Genomic DNA, 26,721 nt, shown 5'->3' with positions numbered 1-26,721 from the left:
TTAGTGAACGTAAAATTTCGAGCAATAAAAAAGCCTGCAAATGCAGGCTTTTTTATTAGTTAATTTTGGCTATTACGCCATAAAATCAACACCTTCTTTAATATCTTTTCTTAGCGTTTCAAGCATGTCATTTTTAGCTTGCTCTTCAAATGCGCTTAGGGTGCCGTAAGAAAGAATTTCTTCCACACCATTTTTACCTAAACGTACTGGGTGTGCAAAGTACTCTGCATCGCCATTTTCAACAGCAACGTATGCGTAGTCTACAACCTCTTCACCTTGTAGACCTTTAACTAAAGACATACAAAAACGTGCCGCAGCAGCACCCATAGATAATGTTGCAGAACCACCGCCTGCTTTAGCATTAACTACTTCAGTCCCTGCGTTTTGAATACGTGGAGTCAGTGTAGCCACTTCTTCATCAGTGAAAGTAACGCCTTCAACTTGAGAAAGTAACGGTAAAATGGTTGTACCTGAGTGACCACCAATGACTGGTACTTTAACGCTTGCTACATCAACACCTTTAAGTTCAGCAATAAACGCTTCAGAACGGATCACATCTAACGTTGTAATACCAAATACACGCTTAGCGTCATATGTACCCGCTTTTTTAAATACTTCAGCAACAATAGGTACAGTGCCGTTTACTGGGTTAGTGATAATACCTACCAGTGCTTTTGGACAGTTAGCAACAATGCCTTCTGCTAATGTTTTGATAATACCAGCGTTAACATTAAATAAATCAGCACGATCCATACCCGGCTTACGTGGCATACCTGCAGGGATTAAAACGATATCACAACCTGTTAATGCTTTATCTAGTGCATCAGCACCAAAACCTTCAACTTTTACATCTGTTGGGATATGAGAAAGGTCAACAGCAACACCAGGAACTACTGGCGCAACATCATATAGTGATAATTCAGAACCAGCTGGTAAGCCTGTTTTTAATAATAAAGACAACGCTTGACCGATACCGCCTGCAGCACCTAATACAGCAACTTTCATTGGAATTCTCCGTAATTTGAGGAAGGAAATATTTGTGGTTTATAAGATAAAGAAATTAACGGCTAAAAACAAATTTATCCTGCCTATTTTAGCTATATTTTCGACCATAGTTGTAAACTTTGTTGTTTAAACGCAGCAAAATGGCAACTTAGCTAAACAACTGCTGCATAATTATGCATTTTTGTGTAGAATTTGCAGTATTGATTACATAACTAATTAGACACTATGCAACCACAAGACAAACAAGAAGCATTGGTAAAAGCCTTTAAAGCACTTTTAAAAGAAGAAAATTTTGGTTCACAAGGCGAAATAGTTGATGCACTAAAAGAGCAAGGCTTTGATAATATTAGCCAGAGTAAAGTGTCGCGAATGTTAAGTAAATTTGGCGCAGTGCGTACTCGTAATGCAAAACAAGAAATGGTGTACTGTTTACCCGCTGAAATGGGTGTACCTACAGCTAAAAGCCCGTTACGCCAGCTGGTTATTGATATTATGCATAACGAAATGATGATCATTATTCGCACCAGCCCAGGCGCTGCGCAGTTAATAGCCCGCTTGCTCGACTCATTAGGCAAGGCGGATGGCGTACTAGGAACCATTGCCGGTGATGACACTATTTTTATCGCGCCAGCAAAAGTATCAGAAATAGACTTAACATTAGAGCGTGTGCGTATTTTATTTGATACGGTTTAAACACGTTTGGCTATCATTGTTACGGCTATACTAATACGTAGCCGTTACTGGTTTGTTTTATAACTGCTTTAAAAATCGCACTGAGGGTGCAAAAAACGCAGAGCCCATATCTGCTTGAGTAAAATCAAGCCAATGGTCGTAAATCTCTCCCTGCCCTAAACGGCTGTTAAGCACTTTCTCGAATGCATCCCCTTTAGCCGAACACGTAATCATTAACATTCCCTGCTCATAAACGTCGCCATACGGCATACTTTGATTTAGTAACAATGCTTGCCCCTGCTCATCTTTTAATTCACTTCGGGTTGCATGGCTGTTTTCAAGTGGCGGGCTGATCAGGATATTGTCGAGACGGGTGCGCCCCATTATTTGCTCTTGTTCTTGTAACGACAAGTGCTGCCATAACGTTAAGTCATGCTTATAACGCTGTACATGAATATAGCTGCCTTGATCTTCAAAACTCTCAGGTTTATTAACAAGTGCCGTTACCCGCTTTTGACGACCATGCGGAGTATCTCCGGCATAAATAAAGCCATTAAAATCACGACCATCTAAAAAGCGAAAATTACGAATTTGCTCCACTAGCTCAACATCAGGAGTAAAAAGTTTTAATATTTGCAATGCAAATAAGTGGTTCACATCTTCTCTATCGGAACGAACTTGTACAAACAAATCACATGGCCTCGCACTCATAACAAAATCACTATGGGTAATATTAGGAAAGCTCTGTAGTTCGCTGGGTATAAAGTCAGGTAAAATATGCGGCCAGTATTGCGCGCCAATAGCCACCATGCAAGAAAGCATAGATTCAGAGAACTGATCACTAAACTCATCTTCAATATCGCTCACTTTTTTAAGCTTAGCGCGAAGTGACTCGTCGTGGCCATCAAGTACATTAAAAAATAAGTGCAAACCGTGTAAGTTTGCTTCAGCACAAATCCCTGATTGCGCTTGCGCCATTGTTATTCCTTACTTTTAGAGCAAAACACAGCGAAGAACAATTAGCTATTGCTTGAAAAAATTCACCGTGTGCGGTTTTATTTTTATTATAACCGGTTCATTAATTTTAAATGACTGGCCATACTGAGCTGCAACTTCTATTTCTTGATCAGCAATAACCACAGTGTATACGTAAGCCGAACCAATAAAACGGCTACTTAGTATACTAACCGGCTCACATTGCTGCTGAGCATCGTTATTACTAACAAGCTCAAGCTGATGTGGACGCACATAAATAACACCCTTTTCAGCCACCGCGTGTTGTTGTGGCAGTATTGATTCAACCACCCCAAACTGCGTTTGATATTCAGTGTCGGTTAATACCGTTGCGCCTAAGTATATGCCCTGACCCAGAAATTCTGCAACCTCCTTTGAGCTTGGCTGTGCAAAAAGCTGCTCTGGTGTCCCTTGCTGCGCAATTTTACCTTGATGCATAACCGCAAGCGTATCTGAAAATGCAAACGCCTCTTCTTTTGAGTGAGTAACAAACACAGCAGATACTTGCTGGGCTTTAATAATACGCCTTATATCGGCAATTAACTCAAATCGGACTTGAGTATCAATATTAGAAAAAGGCTCGTCGAGTAACAGTAAGCTTGGTTTATATGCTAATGCGCGTGCAATAGCCACTCGTTGCTGTTGCCCACCAGAGAGCTGATGGGGGTACCTATTGGCACAACCAACTAAATGTACCAACTTTAGCATTTCATCTACACGTGATTGTTTGTCTGCTTTACTCATATTGCTTAAGCCAAACGCAATATTATTAGCCACCGTTAAGTGTGGAAATAACGCATAATCTTGAAACATCATGCCAATATTACGATGCTCTGGCGCAACAAAAGTATGCGTATCACTGACGAGCTTACCATCAATAAATACCTGCCCTTGTTTAGCTTCAATTAAACCTGCAATCGCTTTTAGTGTGGTCGTTTTACCGCAACCACTGGCACCGAGTAAACACACTATTTCGTCTTTACCTAAGGTTAAATCTAAACCGTCTATCACCTTAGTCCCGTTATATGCATAGCTCACGCCTTGTAAAATCAAACTACTCATTTAACTACGTTGCTCCATAGAACGATTAATAAAATATAACGGAATAAATCCAACCACCACAATAAACAAAGCCGATATAGAAGCCAGCTCTAATTGTTCATCGCTTACATATTGAAACACATGAGTTGCTAAGCTTTCAAAGTTAAAAGGCCTTAACAGTAAAGCGGCGGGGAGCTCTTTCATACACTCAATAAAAACCAATAAACCAGCAGTTAACAAGCCACGGCGTAGTAAAGGCAAATGCACTAACCTAAGCGTGTTACCTGGGCTTTTTCCCATCGATTGACTTGCCATATCGAGCGAGGGGCTAATACGTGAGAAACTCGATTCTATAGCGCCGTGTGCAACAGCGTAAAACCGCACTATATAAGCAAAAATAATAGTGAGTAGGCTGCCGGTCAGTAATAAACCAATATCTAAGTCATAAGGCGTCAAAATACGGTTAATGGTATTTTCTAATAAGGTTAGCGGCAACAATACCGCAATCGCTAATACTGTGCCCGGTAACGCATAGCCTGTACTGGCCAAACGCCCAGGTATGAGTGGATTAGCTTGTTTAGCAATGCGCTGATAAAACACCACTAAAACACTCAGTATAATAGTAACCACACTCACTACAGCCGCCACTTTTAAACTTTGCCACGCATAGCTAAAGAATTCACTATTCCACGCCTGATCAAAGTACATAACCGCATAGTTGAGCAATACAACCATGGGAATAATAAATGAAATAATTAAAATAAAACTGCAAAACCCCGTTGCTAACCACGCTGATTTGCCTTTGAGAATATAGAGCGCCTCACTATTAACACTCGATTGACGCTCAAACACCGCTTGGTTTCGACGACTAAAACGCTCAGTGATCAAGGCTAAAAATAACAGTAATAACATGACTCCAGAGATTTTTGCCGCCGCAGTTAATGAATAATAGCCAAACCAAGTATCGTATACGGCGGTGGTTAAAGTACTCACAGCAAAATAGCTGACGGTAGCAAAATCAGCCATGGTTTCCATACTTATTAACGCAAGTGCCGCAACAATGGCGCCACGCGATAACACAAGGCTAACTTTAAAAAAGCTTTGCCACGCATTTAATCCCATTAATTGGCTAGCTTGAACTAATTTAAATGATTGTTCACGCAGAGCGGTTTTAAAAATTAAATATAAATAGGGGTAAAGTACCAGCGCAATCATAACAATAGCTCCTGGCAAAGTACGTATATCAAAAAACCAATAATCACTTGGGGATTGCCAACCAAACCACTCTCTTAGGGTTATTTGCACCGGCCCTGCGTAGTCAAGTAAGTCAGTGTAAACATAGGCAATAATGTAGGTTGGCATGGCAAGGGGCAACATCAGTGCCCATTCAAATTGTTTTTTACCTGGAAAGCGACAATAAGCGGTTAACCAACCAAGCGGCAGTGCAATGGCACAACTAAGTAATCCCACACCTAAAATAAGCAATACGGTATTACTTATATAATCCCACAATACAGTATTCCACAGGTGGGTAAATACCTCTGAGTCGCCTTGTAAAGATTCTAATAGTAGGAAAAACAACGGGGTCGACAGTAATAACCCTGTCGACCATGCAATTAGCTGCCATTTAGACAACTGAAATTTATAAGTCATTAAAGATCGAACTTCACCTCATCAATTAGCTTAAGTGCTAACGGACGATATTTGCTAATTTCATCAAGCGGTAAGCTGTCTTCCTTAAAGCTCCCCCACGATGAAACCAAACTAGAAAGTTTCACACCTGGCTTAACCGGATACTCCATATTGAGCGAGGCATACATATTTTGCGCCTTATTGTCTGTCATATACTCTATAAGTTTCAAGGCATTTTCGGGATTTTTAGCATACTTTGTAATAATCGCACCCGATACGTTTATGTGTGAACCACGATCAGTTTGATTTGGAAAATTAATATGTACGGCTTCAGCCCATGCCTTTTGTGCTTCATCTTGCAGCATTTTGCCCAAGTAATAACTGTTACCTAAGGCCAAATTACATAAACCTTCTTTAACAGCTTTAACTTGTGCGCGGTCGTTGCCTTGCGGTTTACGCGCTAAATTTGCTTTAACGCCCTCAAGCCATGTTTTTGTCTGTGCTTCGCCATGATGAGCAATCATAGAAGCGACAAGCCCCAGGTTATAAGGATGTTTACCAGAGCGGGTACAAATTTGCCCTTTGTATTGCGGCTTTGCTAAATCTTCGTAGGTTAAATTAGGCAATGCGCCTAAACGCTCTTTTGAAGAGTAAACATTACGTACGCGCTTAGTAAGCGCCACCCACTGACCATCGCCATCACGAAATGCAGCCGGTACATTATTATTAACTTGTTCACTTTTTATGGTTTGCGTAAGGTTTAGTTCTTCTAACTCAATTAACGCGCTAAAATTAGAAGTCAGCACTAAATCAGCTCTGCTGTGTTTGCCTTCACGCTTAACACGCTCTATTAAACCGTTCTTAGCAAACACCACGTTAGTTTTGATGCCTGTTTGCTGTGTAAAATCATCTAAAATAGGTTTAATTAAAAAAGGTTGTCTAAATGAGTAAATATTCACAACATCTGTTGCAACAGCCGGTGCTGAAGCAATTAACCCAACAACTAGCGCGAGCGTTTTTTTCATATTTTCTTACCTGATTAATAATTATTATCATTAATTTTACCGTGATGAACCAAAAAGTGCACACTTTATATAATAACTTCGTGATAAATACGCCCAAAAAAGAAAACCCTTGTAAGATATCTCTTACGCTTATGACAGCTAATGAGTAAAAACACCCTGCACAACACCCCAAAAACACAATAAGCTTTTGTATTTTATGGAATTTTAAAATATTTCATTTGTAAGAATATAAACCATAAACGGTTTTATCCTACATTTACTGCAAATCACTCTCTATAATTAGCCTATAAATAAGCAACGACGCTTACCGAGTAAATGGAAACGGATTAACTACTCTAGTACCAAGGTTTGGTTTTTAGGATAACAAGGATTTAAGGACAGACTCAGGATGAGTATCGCAATGGATTGTTGCACAAAGGATAGCATCAGGATGATGCGTAATGGATAACAACACGGAAAAGTTGTTGCTAAAGGGTAGGGAATAAAACGGACAGGCCTTTAAGGCAGCACAACGGAATTGTAAAAACGGAATGTACTCGGATGTGCAATAAGGATAGGTAATAGATTTTACCGTACAGGATGTTTCAAGGATTTAGGGAGACAGGCCCGGATAGCCTATATTACATAGAACTAGAAAGTAATATTGTAATAACACGGAACGTAAAAATTGGAGTTGATTAGGTTCAATTGCAGGATGCAGCAAAGTTAGAAGATTCCGCAAGCGCGACTAGAGATGGTTCGCGCTTTTCTTTTGCCTGAAAATCAGCGGTCAGCGGTCAGCGGTCAGCGGTCAGCGGTCAGCGGTCAGCGGTCAGCGGTCAGCGGTCAGCCAAGATTATATACATTCAAACTATGAACAAGCATTAAACTCAGTTTTTTGAATGTTCGTGCCCTGCTTTTTATTCGGGTCTGCCTTTGTTACGCTTACCGAGTAAATAGGCGTCGCGAAACTTAATAAAATGCTGTTCTAATTTAGTGCTTGCATCAACCTCATTCGCTAATGCCAATACCATAATAGCCACTTCTGCCGTACCTAACTGGTGAGCATGGGGTGCTACACGTAATCGGTAATCTGAGAGCTTTTGTGCACTAATAGAAAGCACGGGCAAGTTGTCTAAATATGGACTCTTACGGATCATTTTTTTAGCTTCACGCCATGTACCATCTAAAAATATAAATAAAGGCGTTTTACCTGCAACAGGCTCCACTTGCGTTACTACTCTATCTGTTTCAACATCTTCTGCAGGAAAAATCACAAAAGGTTGATACTCTTCATTACTCAACAGTGCTAATAAAGCAGGATCTGGGGAGGTTCTATCCCAGCGAAACGCATAATTGTCAGGGACTATTTGTGCAATTAAACGCCCTGTATTAGACGGTTTAAAACTTTCATTATGATACATTAGTAAACAAACCGCAGCGTCACAGCTTGCGTACTGAGCGCCTTCACAAATACAGTAATGCTTGGCTATTAAGCATTGCTCACAGCGGTTCATTTTGCCGCCCCGAGCATTAAACTCTCGTCGAGACTCACTTATTTGCTGGGCACGTAATGCTAAAACTGAATTTTTGAAACCTTGAGTCACTATGAGTTATTACCTATAAACTGAACTGCGCATATTGTAGCTAAAATCAAAAGGAATAGATATCAGCGCCCAGGTATGGATGGTTAAGAGTTAAGAGTTAAGGGTTAAGGGTTGAGTGTTAGATATCAGACAACAGACGTTAGATGTTTTTTATATTTGTAGGCGGGAGTTTACCTCGCGCAGGTTTGGCCTTGAGCCACAAAACCATGAGCCGCTGCGCGGCTAACGTGAGCAAGCTCTTCGTCTACAAGTATTTTAACCCACACAGAACACCGAGGCGCTGCGCGCTGATTTCTAATTTCTAATACCTAATTTCTAATACCTAATTTCTAATATCTAATATCTAATTCCTAATATCTGATTTCTAATATCTAATATCTAATATCTAATTTCTAATATCTGATTTCTAATATCTGATTTCTAATATCTGATTTCTAATATCTGATTTCTAATATCTGATTTCTAATTTCTGATTTCTAATATCTAATATCTGATTTCTAATATCTAATTTCTAATTTCTAATATCTAATATCTAATATCTAATTTCTAATATCTGATTTCTGATATCTAACATCTAAAACCTGATAGCTATAAAAACAAAAAACCCAAGCCGAGACTTGGGTTTTTTATTGCGGTTAATTAAAAGCGATTACTTCTTCTTTTTAACTGCTTTTTTGTTTGGTAAATCAGTGATTGAACCTTCAAAAATTTCAGCTGCAAGGCCGATTGATTCGTTCAGTGTTGGGTGAGCATGAATAGTTAATGCTAGGTCTTCACCATCTGCACCCATTTCAATACCTAAACCAATTTCGCCCAGCATTTCACCGGCGTTAATACCAATCATAGCGCCACCGATGATACGGCCGCTTTCTTTATCAAAAATAAGCTTAGTAGAACCTTCAGTACGTGAAGAGGCAATTGCACGACCAGACGCAGCCCAAGGGAATACCGCTGTCTCAATGCTTAAACCTTGCTCTTTGGCTTCTTTCTCAGTTACACCTGCCCAAGCAATTTCTGGGTCAGTGTAAGCGACCGAAGGAATACACTTAGGATCAAAGTAATGCTTTTTACCAGAAATAACTTCAGCAGCAACATGGCCTTCATGAACCGCTTTATGCGCAAGCATAGGCTGGCCAATTAAATCACCAATTGCATAAATGTGATCTACGTTTGTTTTAAGTTGCTTATCAACGTTAATAAAGCCACGCTCATCAACATTAACACCGGCTTTGTCAGCGTCTAACAAGTTACCGTTAGGCGTACGACCTACTGCAACAAGTACTTTGTCGTAACGTACTGGCTCTGCTGGCGCATTTTTGCCTTCAAACGTCACGTATAAACCGTCGTCTTTTGCTTCAACGCCTGTTACTTTAGTTGAAAGCATCACGTTAAATTTGTCTTTAACATGCTTTTGGTAAACTTTCATGATGTCTTTATCAGCAGCAGGTACTAACTGGTCAGCAAATTCTACAACGTCAATTGCAGAACCTAGTGCGCGGTAAACTGTACCCATTTCTAAACCGATGATACCACCACCTAAAACAAGTAGTTTTTCAGGCACATCTTTAAGCTCTAGCGCACCGGTTGAATCAATTACGCGGTCATCTTCTGGGATGAAAGGTAAGTTTACAGGCTTAGAACCTGCAGCAATAATTGCGTTATCAAAGGTAATGGTTGTTTTGCCATCAGCACCTTCAACGTCTAAGGTGTTGCTACCAGTAAATTTACCGTAACCAGATACAACTTTTACTTTACGCATTTTAGCCATGCCGTCTAAGCCACTCGTAAGTTGGCCAACAACAGACTCTTTCCAAGAGCGAACTTCATCTAAGTCGATTTTTGGGGCACCAAAAGTAACACCGTGAGATGACATTTCTGCAGCATCATCAATTACTTTAGCTACGTGTAAAAGTGCTTTAGAAGGAATACAACCAACATTAAGACATACACCGCCTAATGTCTCGCGAGATTCTACTAATGTAACTTCTAAGCCCAAGTCAGCAGCGCGAAAAGCCGCAGAGTAACCACCAGGACCACCGCCTAGTACAACAACTTGAGTTTTTAATTCGTTGCTCATGCTAATACCTTTATTGTTTGAACGGGACACAGCCCCAAAATATTACTGCCATGTTTCTGCAAGGCAGAAAAGGGCATTTGTGCAAATAGTGTATCATTGCAAATGATAAAAATCCCAGCAAAAAACAACTGGCTGGGATTTGATTTTATTCACTCTGAAGTGATCACATCACTAACTGACGTATATCACTCATGTAACTTGCAAGAGTAACAGTAAAGCGTGCAGCAAGTGCACCGTCAATCACTCTATGGTCGTAAGACATTGAAAGTGGAACCATTAGCTTAGGCTCAAACTCTTTACCATTCCACTTAGGCTTCATTTCAGATTTAGACACACCTAAAATAGCCACCTCAGGCGCATTAACAATCGGCGTAAATGCCGTACCGCCAATACCACCTAGGCTTGAAATAGTAAAACAACCACCTTGCATATCTGATGAACTTAACTTGCCATCACGCGCTTTAACAGATACTTCCATTAGTTCACGAGAGAGTTCAATAATGCCTTTTTTATCAACATCTTTGAACACTGGCACAACTAAACCATTCGGGGTATCAACCGCTACACCAATGTTGATGTACTTTTTAAGAATTAAGCTTTCGCCATCCTCAGAAAGCGACGAGTTAAATGTAGGAAACTCAGCAAGCGCTTTAGCTGCTGCTTTCATTACAAACACCAATGGCGTAATTTTAACACCGAGCTTTTTCTTCTCGTTAAGCGCGTTTTGCTCTTTACGGAACTGCTCAAGGCTCGTGATATCCGCTTCATCAAACTGCGTAACATGTGGGATTTGTACCCAGTTACGGTGTAAGTTTTTACCTGATAGCTTTTGAATACGAGAGAGTTTTTTCTCTTCTATTTCACCAAACTTAGCAAAATCAACTTTTGGCCATGGAATTAAACCAAGCTCACCGCCACCCGCATTGCCTTTAGCTGCTGGTACTTGACCAGACTCAACTTGCTTAACCAGTTGCTTAACATAGTTTTGCACGTCTTCTTTAACAACACGGTTTTTACGGCCCGTGCCTTTTACGTTCGCAAGATTAATACCAAACTCACGTGCTAAACGACGAACAACTGGCGATGCATGCGCATAAGCGCTATTGTTTTCAAAGCTCTCAGCACTTGCTTTTTCAGGCGCAGCAGTTGGTTTTGACTCTGCTTGAGCTGCTGGCTTAGATTCTGCTTTAGACTCAGCTTTTGACTCGTCTTGTTTTGCAGGCGCGTCACTTGGCGTGCTACCCGCCACTTCAAATACAAAAATCAGGGAACCCGTTTTAACTTTATCGCCTGTTGCCACTTTAATTTCTTTTACAGTACCTGCAAACGGTGCTGGTACTTCCATAGCAGCTTTATCGCCTTCAACGTTTAAGATAGATTGCTCTTCTTCTACGCTATCGCCAACCGCAACCATGACTTCGGTTACTTCAACTTCGTCATCACCAATATCCGGTACGCTAACTTCTTTTGTGCTTGATTCTGACGCTTTAGATGAAGCAGCTTTTTCAGCAGGCTTTTCTTGCGTTTTTGAATCACTTGCAGGTGCACTGGCTGTATCACCACCAGCGACTTCAAAAACAAACACTAATGAGCCCGTTTTCACTTTGTCACCAGTATTTACTTTAATTTCTTTTACGGTGCCAGCAAAGGGTGCTGGTACTTCCATGGCGGCTTTATCGCCTTCAACGTTTAAGATAGATTGCTCTTCTTCTACGCTATCGCCAACCGCAACCATCACTTCAGTCACTTCAACTTCGTCATCGCCAATATCTGGCACAGTCACTTCTTTCGTTGACGAGCCCGATGATGCAGCAGGTGCTGCTTCTTCGGTTTTTTGCGCTTTTTTAGAATCAGCGCCCGCGTCTTGTGCTTCACCTTCAAATAGGAATACTAAAGTACCTGTGGTCACTGTATCACCCACATTTACTTTAATTTCTTTTACCGTACCCGCTTGCTCAGCAGGTACTTCCATTGATGCTTTATCGCCTTCGACCGTTAGTAATGATTGATCAACTTCAACTTTGTCGCCAACACTTACTAAAATTTCGGTTACTTCAACGTCATCACCGCCAATATCGGGGACTTTAATTTCAATACTCATTGCAAACCTCTTATGCGTACAGTGGATTTAGTTTGTTTGTGTCGATGTTGAACTTTTTAATTGCTTCAACAACCACTGACTTTTCAACTTCACCACGTTTAGCAAGTTCAGATAATGTCGCAACTACCACGTAACTTGCGTTAACTTCAAAGTGACGACGAAGGTTTTCACGGCTGTCAGAACGACCGTAACCATCTGTACCCAATACTTTGTAGTTACTGCTTGGGATAAATGAACGCGCTTGTTCTGCGTAGTTTTTCATGTAATCCGTTGCAGCAACGGTTACTGAGTCGTTTAATACGCTAGTAATGTACGGCGTTTTTTGCTCGCTTTGTGGATTAAGCATGTTGAAACGTTCAACATCTTGTCCATCACGGGTAAGTTCATTGAATGATGTTACTGAGTAAACATCAGACGCAATACCAAACTCTTCACTTAAAATTGTCGCCGCTTTACGCACTTCAGTCATGATAGTACCTGAGCTTAATAGCTGTACGTTGGCTTTTTTACCTTCGTAGCTTTCTAGCTTATAGATACCTTTACGAATACCTTCTTCAGCACCTTCAGGCATTGCTGGCTGATGGTAGTTTTCGTTCATTAACGTTAGGTAGTAGTAAATGTTTTCTTGATCTTCACCGTACATACGACGAATACCGTCTTGCACAATAACCGCTACTTCAAATGCATAAGTAGGATCGTAAGAAATACAGTTAGGTACCGTGTTTGCAAGAATGTGGCTATGGCCATCTTCGTGCTGTAAGCCTTCGCCATTTAGCGTTGTACGACCCGCCGTAGCACCTAATAAGAAGCCACGTGCTTGTTGATCCCCTGCCATCCACGCCATGTCACCAACACGTTGGAAACCAAACATAGAGTAGTAAATGTAGAATGGGATCATCGGTAAGTCGTTGGTGCTGTAAGATGTTGCAGCAGCAACCCATGACGACATTGCACCTAGCTCGTTAATCCCTTCTTGTAGTACTTGTCCTGAGGTTGCTTCTTTGTAGTAAGAAACAATATCACGGTCTTGAGGGGTGTAGTTTTGGCCATGTGGGTTGTAAATACCGATTTGACGGAATAAACCTTCCATACCAAAGGTACGTGCTTCATCGGCAATAATTGGCACAATGTTTTTACCAATGCCTTTATCTTTTAATAAGATATTAAGCGCACGTACAAAGCCCATAGTGGTAGAAATATCACGCTTTTGCTCTTCAAGTAATGGCTTAAATGCATCGACTTCTGGTAACTGTAATTTTTCAGAGAACTTAGCAATACGTGTTGGCGTGTAACCTTGTAGCGCCTCACGACGAGCATGCAGGTACTTGTACTCAGGTGAGTCTTTTTCAAGCTCTAAGTAAGGTAGCTCTTTTAATTGCTCTTCTGATACTAAATCATCTAAGCCCAAGCGTGAGCGTAAGTGAGCCACATGCGACATATCCATTTTCTTAACTTGGTGCGCAATGTTTTTACCTTCAGCCGCTTCACCCATGCCGTAACCTTTTACTGTTTTAGCTAAGATCACCGTTGGACGACCTTTCGTCTCTTCTGCCTTTTTAAATGCAGCAAACAGTTTTGAAGGCTCATGACCGCCGCGTTTGAGCGCAAAAATTTCTTCATCGGTCATATCAGCAACAAGTGCCGCTGTTTCTGGGTAACGACCAAAGAAATGCTCACGTACGTACGCGCCATCTTTCGCTTTATATGTTTGGTAATCGCCATCAACAGTTTCGTTCATTAACTGTAGTAATTTACCTGTGGTGTCTTTAGCAAGCAGAATATCCCAACCGCTACCCCAAACAAGTTTAATAACATTCCAGCCAGCACCTTTAAATAAGCCCTCTAGCTCTTGAATGATTTTACCGTTACCCATTACTGGGCCGTCTAGGCGCTGTAAGTTACAGTTAATTAGGTAGCATAGGTTGTCTAGCTTTTCACGGGCAGCGAAAGAGATAGCACCACGTGATTCTGGCTCATCCATTTCACCGTCACCTAAAAACGCGTATACACGTTGGTTTTTAGTGTCTTTTAAGCCACGGCCATCTAAGTATTTTAAGAATCGTGCTTGGTAAATTGAAGAAATTGGACCTAAGCCCATAGATACCGTTGGGAACTGCCAAAACTCAGGCATTAATTTAGGGTGAGGGTAAGAAGGTAAGCCTTTACCATCTACTTCCTGACGGAAATTATCAAGTTGCTCAGCGCTTAAACGCCCCTCAACAAATGCGCGGGCATAAATCCCCGGAGAAATATGACCTTGGTAATAAACTAAATCGCCACCATCAACGTCATTTGGCGCTTTAAAGAAATGGTTAAAACACACTTCATAAAATGCAGCAGACGATTGGTAAGACGCCATATGGCCGCCTAAGTCGAGATCTTTTTTCGATGCACGCAATACAATCATAATCGCGTTCCAACGAATAATTGAACGAATACGGCGCTCAAGATTTACATCACCTGGGTAAGCAGGCTCTTGATCAACCGGGATCGTATTAACGTAGTTTGTGTTAATGCCTGTTGGCATATCAACACCGTCTAAGCGGGCTTGCTCTAACACTTGCTCAAGTAAAAACTGAGCTCGTTCAACACCTTCTTCGCGCACAACCGATTCAAGAGCTTGTAACCACTCTTGTGTTTCTAGCGCGTCTACGTCAATTTTATTGACTTCAGACATATGGAGGTTTCCTTATGTTTAAAATACTAATTTTATGTATTGAATACTTCACTGTTAAATAAAGTTAACAGTGAATGTACTTGCTTAATTTTGTTTGGTGCGCCTTAAACTACGTTCAATTCGCGAATGCTCTTTACCCGCTTCAAGCAATGCTTCTTCAATATAGGCTAAATGCGCATTACTCGCTAAGCGAGCTTGTTCAGGATTACCGTCAATAACCGCATCCATTAATAAACGCCTGTGCTCGGCTAATTGGCTGCTTATATCTGACTTTTTAAGTAACACCGTTAAATTTTGTAAAACATTCTGCTCAAGTAAGCTTTGCATCCCTCTTACTAAATGCAGTAACACTACGTTGTGAGACGCCTCAGCGATGCAAAAGTGAAAGTCATTAATCGCTTTGGCTTTTTGCTTTAATTCATCTTTAGCTAATGCAATCTGATCAAAGCTTTGTTTTACTTTTGCAAAATCATTGCTTGTTCCGCGAAGTGCTGCGTAATAAGCCGCAATTCCCTCTAGCGCATGACGAAATTCTAATAAATCAAATTGCGATTCGGGGTGTTTACTGATCAAATCAAACAACGGATCAGTGAGCCCTTCTTCGAGTTGATTTTTTACATACGTTCCACCACCTTGACGACGGGTTACGAGCCCTTTTGCCTCTAGCTTTTGAATGGCTTCACGCAACGACGGACGCGACACTTCAAATTGCTTAGCGAGTTCACGCTCCGGTGGTAACTTTTCTCCTGGTGCTAACGACCCCTCAAGAATCATGTTCTCAAGTTGTTGTAAAATAACATCAGATAATTTTGCCGCTTTAATTTTTAAAGACATCAATCAACGTCCGCGTTGTATAAGTGCTAGCAGCCCATTAAATAAGGCTTTTAACTGAATGACCTGACCAAAAGGTAAATTGGTCATACCAAATTTTGCCATACGTTATCAAAAACCGTAATTGCTGTCAATTTACAGCAGTTTTAAAGCCCTAAAGCCAGCGTAACGTAATTTAAACAAAGTTCAAATAATACACAGATAGTGACAAAGAATGAAAGGAGAATAATATTAAAAATAAATGGTCAGACCAGTCATGTTCGGGGTTCGGGGTTCGGGGTTCGGGGTTCGGGGTTCGGGGTTCGGGGTTCGGGGTTCGGGGTTCGGCAATAGGATAAAACGTAGTGCCTTTTGCAAACATGTTTTTACATTGTAGGCGGGAGTTTACCTCGCGCATGTTTAGGTTAAAGGTTAAAGGTTAAAGGTTTTAAGCCCGCAGCTCTTAGCCCGTCACAAAAAGCGTAAAGTGCGCGGCATAAAGCCCGCCTACGATTAACCCAACACTATGCTTAGTTTAATCTTTGCCTAGAACCTAAAACCAAACACCAAATATATTTATTTCTGAACCAAAGAGGGAACAACCATTGATTGTCACTTCCTCTGTGTACTCAGCATTCTCTGTGGTAAATAAATTACTTAAAAACTATTACACAAAGAGAAAATAATGGGGGTAAATGAGAAGCCAAAATGAAGTGATCCCTGAACCTAGAACCTAAAGCCAGAGATCTAATATTTATTTTTTGAACCACAGAGGGCACAGAGGCGCTTCGCGCTACACAGAGGGAACAACCATTGATTGTCACTTACTCTGTGTGCTCTGCATTCTCTGTGGTAAATAAATTACTTAAAAACTATTACACAAAGAGAAAATAATGAGGGTAAATGAGAAGCCAAAATGAAGTAAGCCCTAATTCTAGAATCTTTATTTCCTAATACCTGTCTTTACCTCTAAAGCGGAGCGCCTCTTAACCTCTTTGTGAATAAATCACTTAGATCTTTTTACACAAAGAGGAGACAATGAGAGTAAATGAGAAGCAAAAGTAAACCCTAGTGCCTAGAACCTAAAACCTAACCCCAGCCCTTTAACTTAATCCACCAAATAAAGTCATCAAGGCAATTAATACTAAGTAAAAAAGTACATTTCGCTTAACCAGTTTTATCATACAGGTGGCTTCAAAGGTGCAACCATAGTAGCGCTCTTCAACTTGTTCAGCGGCTAGAGCTGTGTAAGTAACCACCTTTCGATTAGGACTTTTAAAATCAAATACATATTGCAGCCAACAACTCGTACCTTTATTAAAGTTACCAATAACTAAATAGCCAAAGCTGGTTATACGCGCTGGGAGCCAATCAAGCCAAAACAATAAACGGTGAATAAGCTTAAAGTGTTTGGCTATTACTTCGTCACGATTATCACTTACTAAGTCAGCAAAAGTGCGCACCAATGCATAAAAAACAGCTCCAGCAACGCCCATTACCACAAACCAAAATATAACCGCACAATAAAATCTAAAGTTAACCCAAGCCAACGTTTGTCCAAAGGTTTCGCCGCCTTGTTGTTCCTCGGTGCGTTTTTGCCCTAATTGCAGCGCATATAAAGAGGCCGCGGTTTGATCCCCTCGGGTTACAGCGTTTAAGTACGACTTATACAAAGCACGTTGTTTAGCACACCCAAAACAGGCCAGTAACACCGCCACATTAAAAATAAGCTGCCACAGTGCAAAGTCAGATAAAAAATATATCCCCCCAACAGCAACAACCGGTAGTAATAACCAAATTAAAAACCCTGTTGCGGTGCCAAATAAACCTTTATTAGTTAATAAATTAACAGAGCGCGTTAAATAGCCGTTCGCGTAATAGCTAATTTGCCAATGGGCAGAGCGAGCACCTAAACGCTCAAGTATTAATGCAATTATTATTGAAACCAAAATCATGTTGTTACTCGCTTAACTTAGTTGCTCAATGAATTTAAAAAACGCTTGCCAGTTAAAACTTGCGCCAGGGTCGGTTTTTCGCCCAGGGGCTATATCGCAATGCCCGACTATATTACTGGCTGTTATTTTTGGATAGCGCTGCATAATAGCATGCGCCAGTGTCGCCAAACTTTGATATTGCGCATCGGTGTAATGGGTTGTATCTGTACCCTCAAGCTCTATACCTATACTAAAATCATTACAATTTTGTTGCCCAGCAAAGCTAGAACGCCCCGCATGCCATGCGCGTTTTTCAAAAGGCACATATTGAATAATCTCACCGCAGCGTTTAATAAAGCAATGCGCCGACACCCTAAGCCCCGCTAAATCAGTAAAGCTAGGGTGCGCATTACAATCAATATTTCCCATAAATAAATCATCAACATACGGGGTATTAAACTGCCCTGCCGGTAACGAAATATTATGAATAACCAACAGCGAAATATCACTGTGAGCGGGTCGCTCGTCAAAATGGTTACATGCGCGCTGCACCATAGTACTTATAACCCCAGAAGAATCTATGTTCATACTGTATCATTTAAAAGTCACATAACCCGATGCTAATTGATCTTTGTGTAAAATGGTAGGGGCGAGGTTCTAGGCTTTAGGTTCGGGGTTCGTCGCCCGTAACCCAAAACAAAAGTGCGCGGCATAAAGCCCCGCCTACAAAATAATTAAACACCGTGGTTAACCGTAGGCGGGAGTTTACCTCGCGCAGAATTGACTTAACCCAAACACCGCGCTTGGCTTAATCTCTGCCTCGCACCTAAAACCTCGCACCTTTAAAAAAACGCGGCATAAAGCCCCGCCTACAAAATAATTTTGAACCACAGAGTACACCGAGGCGCTTCGCGCTACACAGAGAAGACAAAGCAAATAAAACATGTCTTTAATCATTTTCTCTGTGTGCTCTGCCCCCTCTGTGGTAAATAAAATCTCTTCAAGATCTTTTCGCACAAAGAGAAGTGAATGAGGAGTAAATGAGAAAACAATAACCATGAGCCCGAGTGATTAATTCGAGTCTCTAGGCCCGTCGCTCGCTCGTAGCTCGAAGCCCGTTGCTCGAAGCCCGCAGCTCGTAACCCGCCCCCGAAGCCCGTCGCCCGAACCTCACGCTCTAGAACCTAATCAAACTTATAGCTTCAGCCTTCTCTTTCACTTTCAAACCATGTAAAATTTGTGCAATTTCCTAATTATAATGAGCTTTTATAATGTCTATCCCACACAGCCTTTTAAGCCAACTGGTTAAACTTGCCCTCGATGAAGACCTAAATTATCAAAGTGCTGCGCAGGGCGATATCACCGCACAGCTTATTCCTGAAACAGAGCAAGCTAACGCTAAGGTGATCACCCGTGAAGACTGCGTTTTTTGTGGTAAAGATCTTATTATTGAAGTGTTTAAACAAGTTGACCCCAATGTAGTGGTTACTGTATGCGTAAACGATGGCGACCATGTTAGCGCCAATAGCACCTTATTTACTGCCTCGGGCTCTGCTCGTGCTATTTTAACCGCCGAGCGTACTGCACTTAACTTTGTGCAAACACTTTCTGGCACAGCCACTACCACCGCCCATTATGTAAAAGAGCTTAGCGGCACCACCACGCAACTACTCGATACCCGTAAAACCATTCCTGGGCTTAGGGCGCTGCAAAAATACGCGGTTAAATGTGGCGGCGGTGCTAACCACCGTATTGGTTTGTTTGACGCATTCTTAATTAAAGAAAACCACATAGCCGCCTGTGGTGGAATTAATAACGCGGTAGCGCAAGCTAAACTTAATCATGCCGATAAACCCATAGAAGTTGAAGTTGAATCACTTATTGAGCTAGATCAAGCTATTAGTGCCGGTGCCGACATTATAATGCTCGACAACTTTAGTGTTGAACAAATACGCCAAGCCGTGGTTTTAACTAATAAACGCGCAAAGCTTGAGGTGTCGGGCAATATGACCTTAGAAACACTTAAAGCCTATTCGCAAGCAGGGGTTGATTTTATATCAAGCGGCGCGCTTACAAAAAATTTACAATCAATCGATTTATCAATGCGATTTGAGTAAATAACATATGTATTCTTTAGCTATTCTTTGCGCTAATTAGTTGACAGACTTTAAAAAACAGCATTAAATAATTCAGTGTAAGTATTTGCAACAAATTATTAAATTAATCCAAAGTTTATCTGGTTTTAACATACAAAAGTGCTATAAACGGTGGTAAACTTATTTAAGCAGACTAATTTCAGATAGCGAGATATAACCAGTTTGCTTAAAATAATACAGAATTTAAATAAGCAATTAAGTTTATTTTTATAATCAGTTTGTCACTTACATGAGTTATAACTAATGTGTAATAGTTAGGTTTATACTTATTAAGTGATAAATTAACGAATAACCGCCATGCAGTGCGTTATTTTTGGGTCATAACTTTTTTTGGGTCATAGCTTTAAAGTTTTAAAGTAACGGCTACCCATAGTGTTAACGCACATTGTGGCAACATAATTTTTTGTAGTAACCGGTTAAGTGAACACATAAGTTATAATTTAAAAACTTATACCCGTTTGGCTTACCACAACATTATCCTTTAGGAGAGGAACATGGAAAAAATGACACAACAAAGTCAAAAGGGTTTTACCCTAATCGAATTAATGATTGTAGTAGCAATCATCGGTATTTTAGCAGCAGTAGCACTACCTGCTTATCAGGATTATACCGTTAAAGCTCGAGTATCAGAATGTGTGAATCTCGCAAGTGCCGCTAAAACTACAGTAGCAATGAATGCTTCTGAAGGTGCTGCATTTAATTCTGGCTTTAACGCAAACGCAGCTACAGACAACTGTGGTATCGTTGAAGTTGCTAGTGATACAGGTGTCATAACAGTGACATCAACTGCAAAAGCAGGTTCAGTAGCATTAACAATGACACCTAAAACAGGCACTACAGCACTTGAAAGCGGAACTATTCCTGCAGGTGAAATCAATTGGACATGTTCTATTGATGCTGCGACAAAAAATAAGTACGTACCTAGCTCTTGTCACAATGAAACTGGCAGTTAAGTTTAATATCACGTAATAAAAAAGGTAGCTTTTTTGCTACCTTTTTAATTGGCTTGAGAGCACCTATGGCTAAAAAACAACAAGATAAAAGCTTAGATACCTTTCAATGGGTTGGTGTGAGTGCCCGCGGCAAAAAGCTTGAAGGCGAATTATCGGGCTCAAGTATTTCGCTGGTTAAAGCGCAATTACGTAAACAAGGTATTACTCCCTCTAAAGTAAAGCGTAAAGCTAAGCCTTTGTTTGGCATACAAAGTACACAAAAAATCACCCCAAAAGATATTGCGTTAGTTACTCGGCAAATTGCGACTATGCTGATGGCGGGTGTGCCGCTAATTCAATCAATTGAGATGATAGGTTCAGGCTCTACCAATAAAAGCGTGAGTAAGTTAATGGGCGCTATTGGTGATGAAGTAAAAGCCGGGCAGCCGCTATCAACCGCTCTTAGAAAATACCCCCGCTATTTTGATGATTTATATTGCGACTTAGTCGCCTCGGGCGAGCAATCAGGCGCTTTAGATAAAATATTTGACCGCGTAGCCCTTTATAAAGAAAAGTCAGAAGCGTTAAAGTCTAAAATTAAAAAAGCCATGTTTTACCCGATTGCGGTATTGGTAGTCGCGCTGATTGTAACCTCTATTTTACTTATTTTTGTAGTTCCGCAATTTCAGGATATTTTTGCCGGCTTTGGCGCCGAGCTCCCTGCTTTTACTTTGTTTGTTATTGCTATTTCTGAGTTTATGCAAGCAAACTGGTGGATAGCACTTATTGGTATTGTTGCGTTTGGTTATTTATTTAAAGAAGCCCATTTAAGAAGCTTAAAACTTCGTGATGCCACTGACCGCGCTATACTCAAGCTCCCAGTTATTGGCATGATACTCAATAAAGCAGCGGTGGCACGTTATGCCCGTACTTTATCCACCACTTTTGCTGCGGGTGTACCATTGGTGGATGCGCTAGACTCTGCTGCCGGTGCCTCTGGTAACGCGGTTTACCGTTACGCTATTTTAGAAATAAAAGCCGAGGTAAGTTCAGGTAACCAAATGAACTGGGCAATGCGCAACTCTAAAATATTCCCCGATATGGTAATACAAATGGTTGCCATTGGTGAAGAGTCAGGATCCCTTGATGGCATGCTGGCAAAAGTTGCCACCATTTACGAGCAAGAGGTGGATGACGCCGTAGATGGCTTATCAAGCCTATTAGAGCCGTTAATAATGGCGGTACTCGGTGTATTAGTGGGTGGATTAATTGTAGCCATGTACTTACCTATATTCCAACTAGGTTCGGTTATTTAGCTTCGGGCTTCGGGCTTCGGGCTTCGGGCTTCGGGCTTCGGGCTTCGGGCTTCGGCAAAATAGTATTAAACACTAGTCAATACAATACCTAGTAAGTTATTCACAAAGAGGTTAAGAGTACGCTGCGCTTTAGAGGAGTAATATTTAATTACTAAAATATTATGTTATTTAATGCCTGCTCATTTACTTCTCATTCGCTTCTCTTTATGCAAAATGGTTTTTCCTATACCGATCAATCAACTTAACATTACTCTATTTATCAGCTCATTTTTTGGTTCTTGTCTAAAACCACTGTATTATCAAGGTGGAATAATTATTTTTAGGTCATTTAATGCAAACTGTAATAGATGTAATGCAAAGCCAGTCGTGGTTTTATTTATTAACTATAGGGCTGGTCAGCCTCTGTGTGGGAAGTTTTTTAAATGTAGTGATATACCGCTTGCCGCTGATGATGCAACAACAATGGCAAACTGAATGCCGCTTATTATTAGCCGATGAACTAAACAGCGAAAAAAACAAACACGCACCGGCACACACTACAGATACGTTTAACTTAGTTAAACCCAACTCATGCTGCCCTAAGTGCAAAGCGGCAATTAAACCATGGCAAAACATCCCTATTATTAGTTGGCTGTTTTTAAAAGGTAAATGCGCAACCTGCGATAACCCAATATCAGTGCGCTACCCCCTTGTTGAGGCCATTACCGCTATTTTAAGTTTAGTGGTTGCTTATACCTTTGGCGCAACAGAGCAGGCTTTATTATATGTTGCTATTACTTGGGTATTAGTGGCGCTCACTTTTATTGATATTGACCATATGCTACTGCCCGATCAGCTCACTTTACCGCTTGTGTGGTTAGCGCTTATTGCCTCGGTAATGGGTTACACTATTGCCCCTAGCGATGCCATTGTTGGCGCGGCGTGTGGTTATTTAAGCTTATGGAGTGTGTATTGGCTGTTTAAATTACTCACTGGTAAAGAAGGCATGGGTTATGGCGACTTTAAATTACTTGCCGTATTTGGTGCTTTGCTGGGTTGGCAGTCGCTATTAACTATTATTTTACTCTCAAGCGTAGTGGGCGCTGTAATTGGCATTACTCTGCTGAGCATTCAAGGTAAAGATAAAGCCACCCCGATTCCGTTTGGCCCTTATTTAGCAATAGCCGGTTGGATCACTATGCTGTGGGGCACTCAGTTGCAAAACAGCTATTTTAACTTTATTGGCTATTAATTATGAGTAATACACAACACCCTAAAACTAATTGGGTACTGGGGCTCACAGGGGGCATTGGCTGTGGTAAAACCGCAGTAAGTGATATGCTCGCTGAGCTGGGTATTACAATTGTAGACGCTGACATTGTTGCTCGCCAGGTGGTTGAGCCCGGCACTGTTGGCCTAAAGGCGATTATTGCGCATTTTGGCAGTGAAATACTCGATCAACATGGCGCTTTAAACCGCAGCGAGTTGCGAGCACGCATTTTTAGTAACACTGAGCAAAAATCATGGCTTAATGCCCTGCTGCACCCTTTAATACGCACACAACTTATTGACGATTTAAAACGTGCGCAAAGCGACTATGTGGTATTAGTGGCGCCCTTATTATTTGAAAATGGGCTTGATGGCTATTGCCATCGTACTTTATTAATAGACGTTCCTAAAGAAGTGCAAATAGCACGAACAATAAAGCGCGACAATATTAGCATTGAACAAGCAAAACAGATTATTAGCGCACAAATGGCGCGTGAGAATAAGCAACAAAAAGCGGATGATATTTTAAATAATAATCGCCAGTTAAATGATGTAAAGCAAGACTTATTAAAGCTACACCAGTATTATTTGCAGCTAGCAAAGTCTTCACTATGACTATTAATGTATTCCTTTCTTTTTTCTGATAAATTACTGACTAATAAAGGACTGAACCAGGTGCGCAATGAATATTAACTCACCGTTATTAAGAAAATTTATTACCCTCGGCCGGCTTGATACCGACACCATAAAAACGAGGCAACAAGAGTTTAGCTCAACCGCTGAGCTCATTGCTAAATGCGGTAAAATAGACAGTAAAGACTTAGCACAGCAATGTATTGACCTGTTTAGAGTGCCTTTTTTTGATTTAAAAGATTTTAATGTTGCACAAATACCCGCTGAGCTGGTTAAAGAAAAACTGATCCGCAAACACCATATTTTGCCATTAGTACAAAAAGGCAGAAAAGTGTATATTGCGGCCTCAGATCCTACCGATTTTGGTGCTTTTGAGAACTTTGAATTTAGCACCGGTTTATCATGCGAAGTGGTGGTGGTTGACTACCTACAGCTTGACCATAAAATTGAGCAGTTACTTGATGCCGCAGGCAGTTTAAATTTAAGCGACGATGAATTTAAAGAATTTGCTGAGCTTGATTCTGAACAACACAAAGAGCACACTCCCAAAGACGACGATAAAGACGACGCTCCTATTATTGTCTACATTAATAAAATTTTAATGGATGCAATAAAAAAAGGCGCTTCAGATTTGCACTTTGAGCCCTATGAACACAAATACCGTATTCGGTTTCGAATAGACGGTATTTTGCACGAAGTTGCTAGCCCACCCAATACATTGGCCACTAAGCTATCGGCGCGAATAAAAGTTATGTCGCGCCTTGATATTGCAGAAAAACGTAAACCACAAGATGGCCGGATAAAGCTTAAGGTGACTGAGCGTAAAAGTATTGATTTTCGTGTAAGTACTATGCCGACTCTGTGGGGCGAAAAAATTGTAATGCGTATTCTGGATTCATCCAGTGCGATGTTGGGCATTGATGTTTTAGGTTATGAACCCGAACAGAAAAAACTCTACCTTGATGCGCTAGAGCAACCTCAAGGCATGATACTCGTTACCGGCCCAACTGGCTCGGGTAAAACGGTCTCTTTGTATACCGGTTTAAATATACTTAATCAGCCCGAGCGTAATATTAGTACCGCTGAAGATCCGGTAGAAATTAACCTTGAAGGGATTAACCAAGTACAAATAAATACTAAAGCCGACATGACCTTTGCCAATGCACTTCGGGCGTTTTTACGTCAAGACCCCGATGTGGTGATGGTAGGTGAAATACGTGATTTAGAAACCGCAGAAATATCAATTAAAGCGGCGCAAACGGGTCACTTGGTGTTATCGACACTGCATACTAACTCCGCCCCTGAAACCATTACCCGTTTGTTAAATATGGGTGTGCCCGCATACAATGTTGCCAGTTCTATTAGTTTAATTATAGCTCAGCGTTTAGCCCGAAGATTATGCTCTAAATGCAAAACGCCAGAGCAGTTACCTCGCGAAGAGCTGATACGCCAAGGCTTTAACGAACAACAAATTCAAGACATGGTTTTATACGCACCTAAAGGCTGTGAAAACTGTACCGATGGCTACAAAGGTCGGGTTGGTATTTACGAAGTAATGAAAATTACGCCTGACATTGCGCAAATTATAATGCGCGGTGGTAACTCATTAGAAATTGCTGATGTGGCACTTAAAGCTGGGTATAACAATTTACGCTTATCGGGTATTCGTAAAGCCGCAGAAGGTGTGACCTCGCTTGCTGAAATTAATCGTGTTACTAGTTTTTAGTTAATCTAATTTACCCCATTTTTTAAGAGATGCATATGCCAACAATTGTAAACTGTCCAACCTGCAAAGCAAAAGTAGAATGGTCAGCACAAAGCCCGCACCGCCCTTTTTGTTCAAAGCGTTGCCAACTTATTGATTTAGGTGAATGGTCGTTTGAAAATAATAAAATTTCAGCACCACTCACCTCGGCCGATGAGTTCAATCAAGATATGATTGAAGACATTGAAGCCATGCTGGCAAAAAATGAAGATGACTTTTTTAAGTGATTTTTAAGGGTTCGAGGTTCGAGGTTCGAGGTTCGAGGTTCGAGGTTCGAGGTTCGAGGTTCGAGAAATTTAAAAACCTTGCAGTTAACATAGCAAGGTTTTTTATACCTGTAGCAGCGGGTTTACCCCGCGTCAGTATTAGGTTTTAGGTAATTTATCTACCACAGAGGCGCAGAGCACACAGAGAAAGTGACAATAAATGCTCTTCTCTCTGTGGAGCGCAAAGCGCCTCTGCTCCCTCTGTGGTTCAAAATATTCTGTAGATACAAGGCGGGGCTTCGGGCGACTAGCTTCGATCAGCGGGCTTCGGGTTGCGGACCTCGCACCTCGAGCCTAGCACCTCGAACCTAGAACCTCGAACCTCTACCTGCGGCGATGCTGTATTTTAGCTAACTTTTCTTTTTGCTCAGCGTTAAGCAGTTGCATTACTTGATGCTGGGTTTTCAATTTAATTAACCCCAATTGCTGCTTCTTATCTTGGCGCGCGGTTAATAACTCTTTTGCTGCATTTTCGTCAAAGTTTGGCGCTGACAATAACGTATCCATCTGCGCTTTATAAGCTTGGCGCTGTGCCTTACGCGCGTCTTTGTCTTGGCTTCTTAGCGCTTTAACTTGCATTTTTTGCGCTGTAAAAATCGCTTTTAATTGTGTTTGTTGATCTTGCGTAAGCGCCAGTTTATCTGCAGCTCGCTCAGAGAGTAAAAAGCGTGCTTGAGAGTAGCCTTGTTTATGGCCATCACCTTTTGCAAGTGCGCTGCCCGCACTGAGCGTTGCTACTGTTAAGCCACAAATAAGTACTAATTTTGATAGCGTGTTTATTTTAGTCATAATGATTACCTTAATTTTGGGTTGGTTGTGGCTGTTAAGCCA

Annotated in this window: 21 protein-coding genes; 8 read left to right on the top strand and 13 right to left on the bottom strand. The window is 41.1% G+C overall.

Features of this window, described 5'->3' with window-relative positions:
- Nucleotides 1-72: 72 nt before the first annotated feature.
- Nucleotides 73-1,005: a malate dehydrogenase gene (mdh, locus tag KG708_RS13370; protein WP_213610522.1), complete on the bottom strand. Its 933-nt coding sequence runs from the start codon at nucleotides 1,003-1,005 to the stop codon at nucleotides 73-75.
- 225 nt (nucleotides 1,006-1,230) lie between these two features.
- Between mdh and argR the strand changes: the two genes are divergently transcribed.
- Nucleotides 1,231-1,698 (top strand): transcriptional regulator ArgR, encoded by a 468-nt coding sequence (gene argR, locus KG708_RS13365; protein WP_008114955.1) that lies wholly within the window; start codon nucleotides 1,231-1,233, stop codon nucleotides 1,696-1,698.
- A 57-nt stretch (nucleotides 1,699-1,755) separates the two neighbouring features.
- Here argR and KG708_RS13360 read toward each other — a convergent pair whose 3' ends face one another.
- The 11 genes from KG708_RS13360 to ampD all read right to left on the bottom strand — a co-directional run bounded on the left by KG708_RS13360 (nucleotide 1,756) and on the right by ampD (nucleotide 18,162).
- The gene (locus tag KG708_RS13360) at nucleotides 1,756-2,655 is read right to left on the bottom strand and encodes a Dyp-type peroxidase (RefSeq protein ID WP_213610520.1); all 900 of its coding nucleotides are present in this window, start codon (nucleotides 2,653-2,655) and stop codon (nucleotides 1,756-1,758) included.
- Between the two features lie 45 nt (nucleotides 2,656-2,700).
- Nucleotides 2,701-3,753, bottom strand: a complete 1,053-nt coding sequence (locus tag KG708_RS13355; protein WP_213610518.1) for an ABC transporter ATP-binding protein — start codon at nucleotides 3,751-3,753, stop codon at nucleotides 2,701-2,703.
- Nucleotides 3,754-5,385 carry an iron ABC transporter permease gene (locus KG708_RS13350; protein ID WP_213610516.1) on the bottom strand — a complete coding sequence of 544 codons (1,632 nt, stop codon included), beginning with the start codon at nucleotides 5,383-5,385 and terminating at the stop codon, nucleotides 3,754-3,756. It abuts the gene before it with no gap.
- Nucleotides 5,385-6,389, bottom strand: coding sequence for a Fe(3+) ABC transporter substrate-binding protein (locus KG708_RS13345; RefSeq protein WP_213610514.1), 1,005 nt, complete (start codon nucleotides 6,387-6,389; stop codon nucleotides 5,385-5,387). The genes KG708_RS13350 and KG708_RS13345 overlap by 1 nt, the downstream gene beginning before the upstream one ends.
- Before the next feature lie 899 nt (nucleotides 6,390-7,288).
- The gene (locus tag KG708_RS13340) at nucleotides 7,289-7,975 is read right to left on the bottom strand and encodes a DTW domain-containing protein (RefSeq protein WP_213610512.1); all 687 of its coding nucleotides are present in this window, start codon (nucleotides 7,973-7,975) and stop codon (nucleotides 7,289-7,291) included.
- 649 nt (nucleotides 7,976-8,624) lie between these two features.
- Nucleotides 8,625-10,052, bottom strand: a complete 1,428-nt coding sequence (gene lpdA / locus KG708_RS13335) for a dihydrolipoyl dehydrogenase (RefSeq protein ID WP_131691702.1) — start codon at nucleotides 10,050-10,052, stop codon at nucleotides 8,625-8,627.
- Nucleotides 10,053-10,215: 163 nt separating this feature from the next.
- Nucleotides 10,216-12,153, bottom strand: coding sequence for a pyruvate dehydrogenase complex dihydrolipoyllysine-residue acetyltransferase (gene aceF, locus KG708_RS13330; protein ID WP_213610510.1), 1,938 nt, complete (start codon nucleotides 12,151-12,153; stop codon nucleotides 10,216-10,218).
- A gap of 10 nt (nucleotides 12,154-12,163) precedes the next feature.
- The gene (gene aceE / locus KG708_RS13325; RefSeq protein ID WP_213610508.1) at nucleotides 12,164-14,830 is read right to left on the bottom strand and encodes a pyruvate dehydrogenase (acetyl-transferring), homodimeric type; all 2,667 of its coding nucleotides are present in this window, start codon (nucleotides 14,828-14,830) and stop codon (nucleotides 12,164-12,166) included.
- 84 nt (nucleotides 14,831-14,914) lie between these two features.
- Nucleotides 14,915-15,664, bottom strand: coding sequence for a pyruvate dehydrogenase complex transcriptional repressor PdhR (gene pdhR, locus KG708_RS13320; protein WP_008114937.1), 750 nt, complete (start codon nucleotides 15,662-15,664; stop codon nucleotides 14,915-14,917).
- Nucleotides 15,665-16,743: 1,079 nt separating this feature from the next.
- Nucleotides 16,744-17,595: a beta-lactamase regulator AmpE gene (ampE, locus tag KG708_RS13315; protein ID WP_213610506.1), complete on the bottom strand. Its 852-nt coding sequence runs from the start codon at nucleotides 17,593-17,595 to the stop codon at nucleotides 16,744-16,746.
- Nucleotides 17,596-17,607: 12 nt separating this feature from the next.
- Nucleotides 17,608-18,162: a 1,6-anhydro-N-acetylmuramyl-L-alanine amidase AmpD gene (ampD, locus tag KG708_RS13310; RefSeq protein ID WP_213610504.1), complete on the bottom strand. Its 555-nt coding sequence runs from the start codon at nucleotides 18,160-18,162 to the stop codon at nucleotides 17,608-17,610.
- Between the two features lie 683 nt (nucleotides 18,163-18,845).
- Between ampD and nadC the strand changes: the two genes are divergently transcribed.
- The 7 genes from nadC (at nucleotide 18,846) to yacG (ending at nucleotide 25,851) form a co-directional block, all read left to right on the top strand.
- Nucleotides 18,846-19,691, top strand: coding sequence for a carboxylating nicotinate-nucleotide diphosphorylase (gene nadC, locus KG708_RS13305; RefSeq protein ID WP_213610502.1), 846 nt, complete (start codon nucleotides 18,846-18,848; stop codon nucleotides 19,689-19,691).
- 542 nt (nucleotides 19,692-20,233) lie between these two features.
- Complete coding sequence (locus tag KG708_RS13300; protein ID WP_213611095.1) at nucleotides 20,234-20,683, top strand: pilin; 450 nt, start codon at nucleotides 20,234-20,236, stop codon at nucleotides 20,681-20,683.
- Between the two features lie 65 nt (nucleotides 20,684-20,748).
- Nucleotides 20,749-21,978 carry a type II secretion system F family protein gene (locus KG708_RS13295; RefSeq protein WP_213610500.1) on the top strand — a complete coding sequence of 410 codons (1,230 nt, stop codon included), beginning with the start codon at nucleotides 20,749-20,751 and terminating at the stop codon, nucleotides 21,976-21,978.
- 331 nt (nucleotides 21,979-22,309) lie between these two features.
- On the top strand, nucleotides 22,310-23,209 hold the full coding sequence (locus KG708_RS13290; protein WP_213610498.1) for an A24 family peptidase: 900 nt from the start codon (nucleotides 22,310-22,312) through the stop codon (nucleotides 23,207-23,209).
- Between the two features lie 2 nt (nucleotides 23,210-23,211).
- A complete protein-coding gene (coaE, locus tag KG708_RS13285) occupies nucleotides 23,212-23,841 on the top strand; it encodes a dephospho-CoA kinase (RefSeq protein ID WP_213610496.1) in 630 nt (209 codons plus the stop codon).
- 67 nt (nucleotides 23,842-23,908) lie between these two features.
- A complete protein-coding gene (gene pilB, locus KG708_RS13280; RefSeq protein ID WP_213610494.1) occupies nucleotides 23,909-25,585 on the top strand; it encodes a type IV-A pilus assembly ATPase PilB in 1,677 nt (558 codons plus the stop codon).
- A gap of 35 nt (nucleotides 25,586-25,620) precedes the next feature.
- Nucleotides 25,621-25,851 carry a DNA gyrase inhibitor YacG gene (gene yacG, locus KG708_RS13275; protein WP_213610492.1) on the top strand — a complete coding sequence of 77 codons (231 nt, stop codon included), beginning with the start codon at nucleotides 25,621-25,623 and terminating at the stop codon, nucleotides 25,849-25,851.
- A 363-nt stretch (nucleotides 25,852-26,214) separates the two neighbouring features.
- Here yacG and KG708_RS13270 read toward each other — a convergent pair whose 3' ends face one another.
- Nucleotides 26,215-26,679, bottom strand: coding sequence for a Spy/CpxP family protein refolding chaperone (locus KG708_RS13270; RefSeq protein WP_213610490.1), 465 nt, complete (start codon nucleotides 26,677-26,679; stop codon nucleotides 26,215-26,217).
- Nucleotides 26,680-26,721: the final 42 nt, after the last annotated feature.

The organism is Pseudoalteromonas sp. (genome assembly GCF_018402495.1).
GTDB lineage: Bacteria > Pseudomonadota > Gammaproteobacteria > Enterobacterales > Alteromonadaceae > Pseudoalteromonas.
The sequence above is the reverse complement of the archived record's forward strand: the minus strand, read 5'-3'. Positions and strand labels throughout refer to the sequence as shown.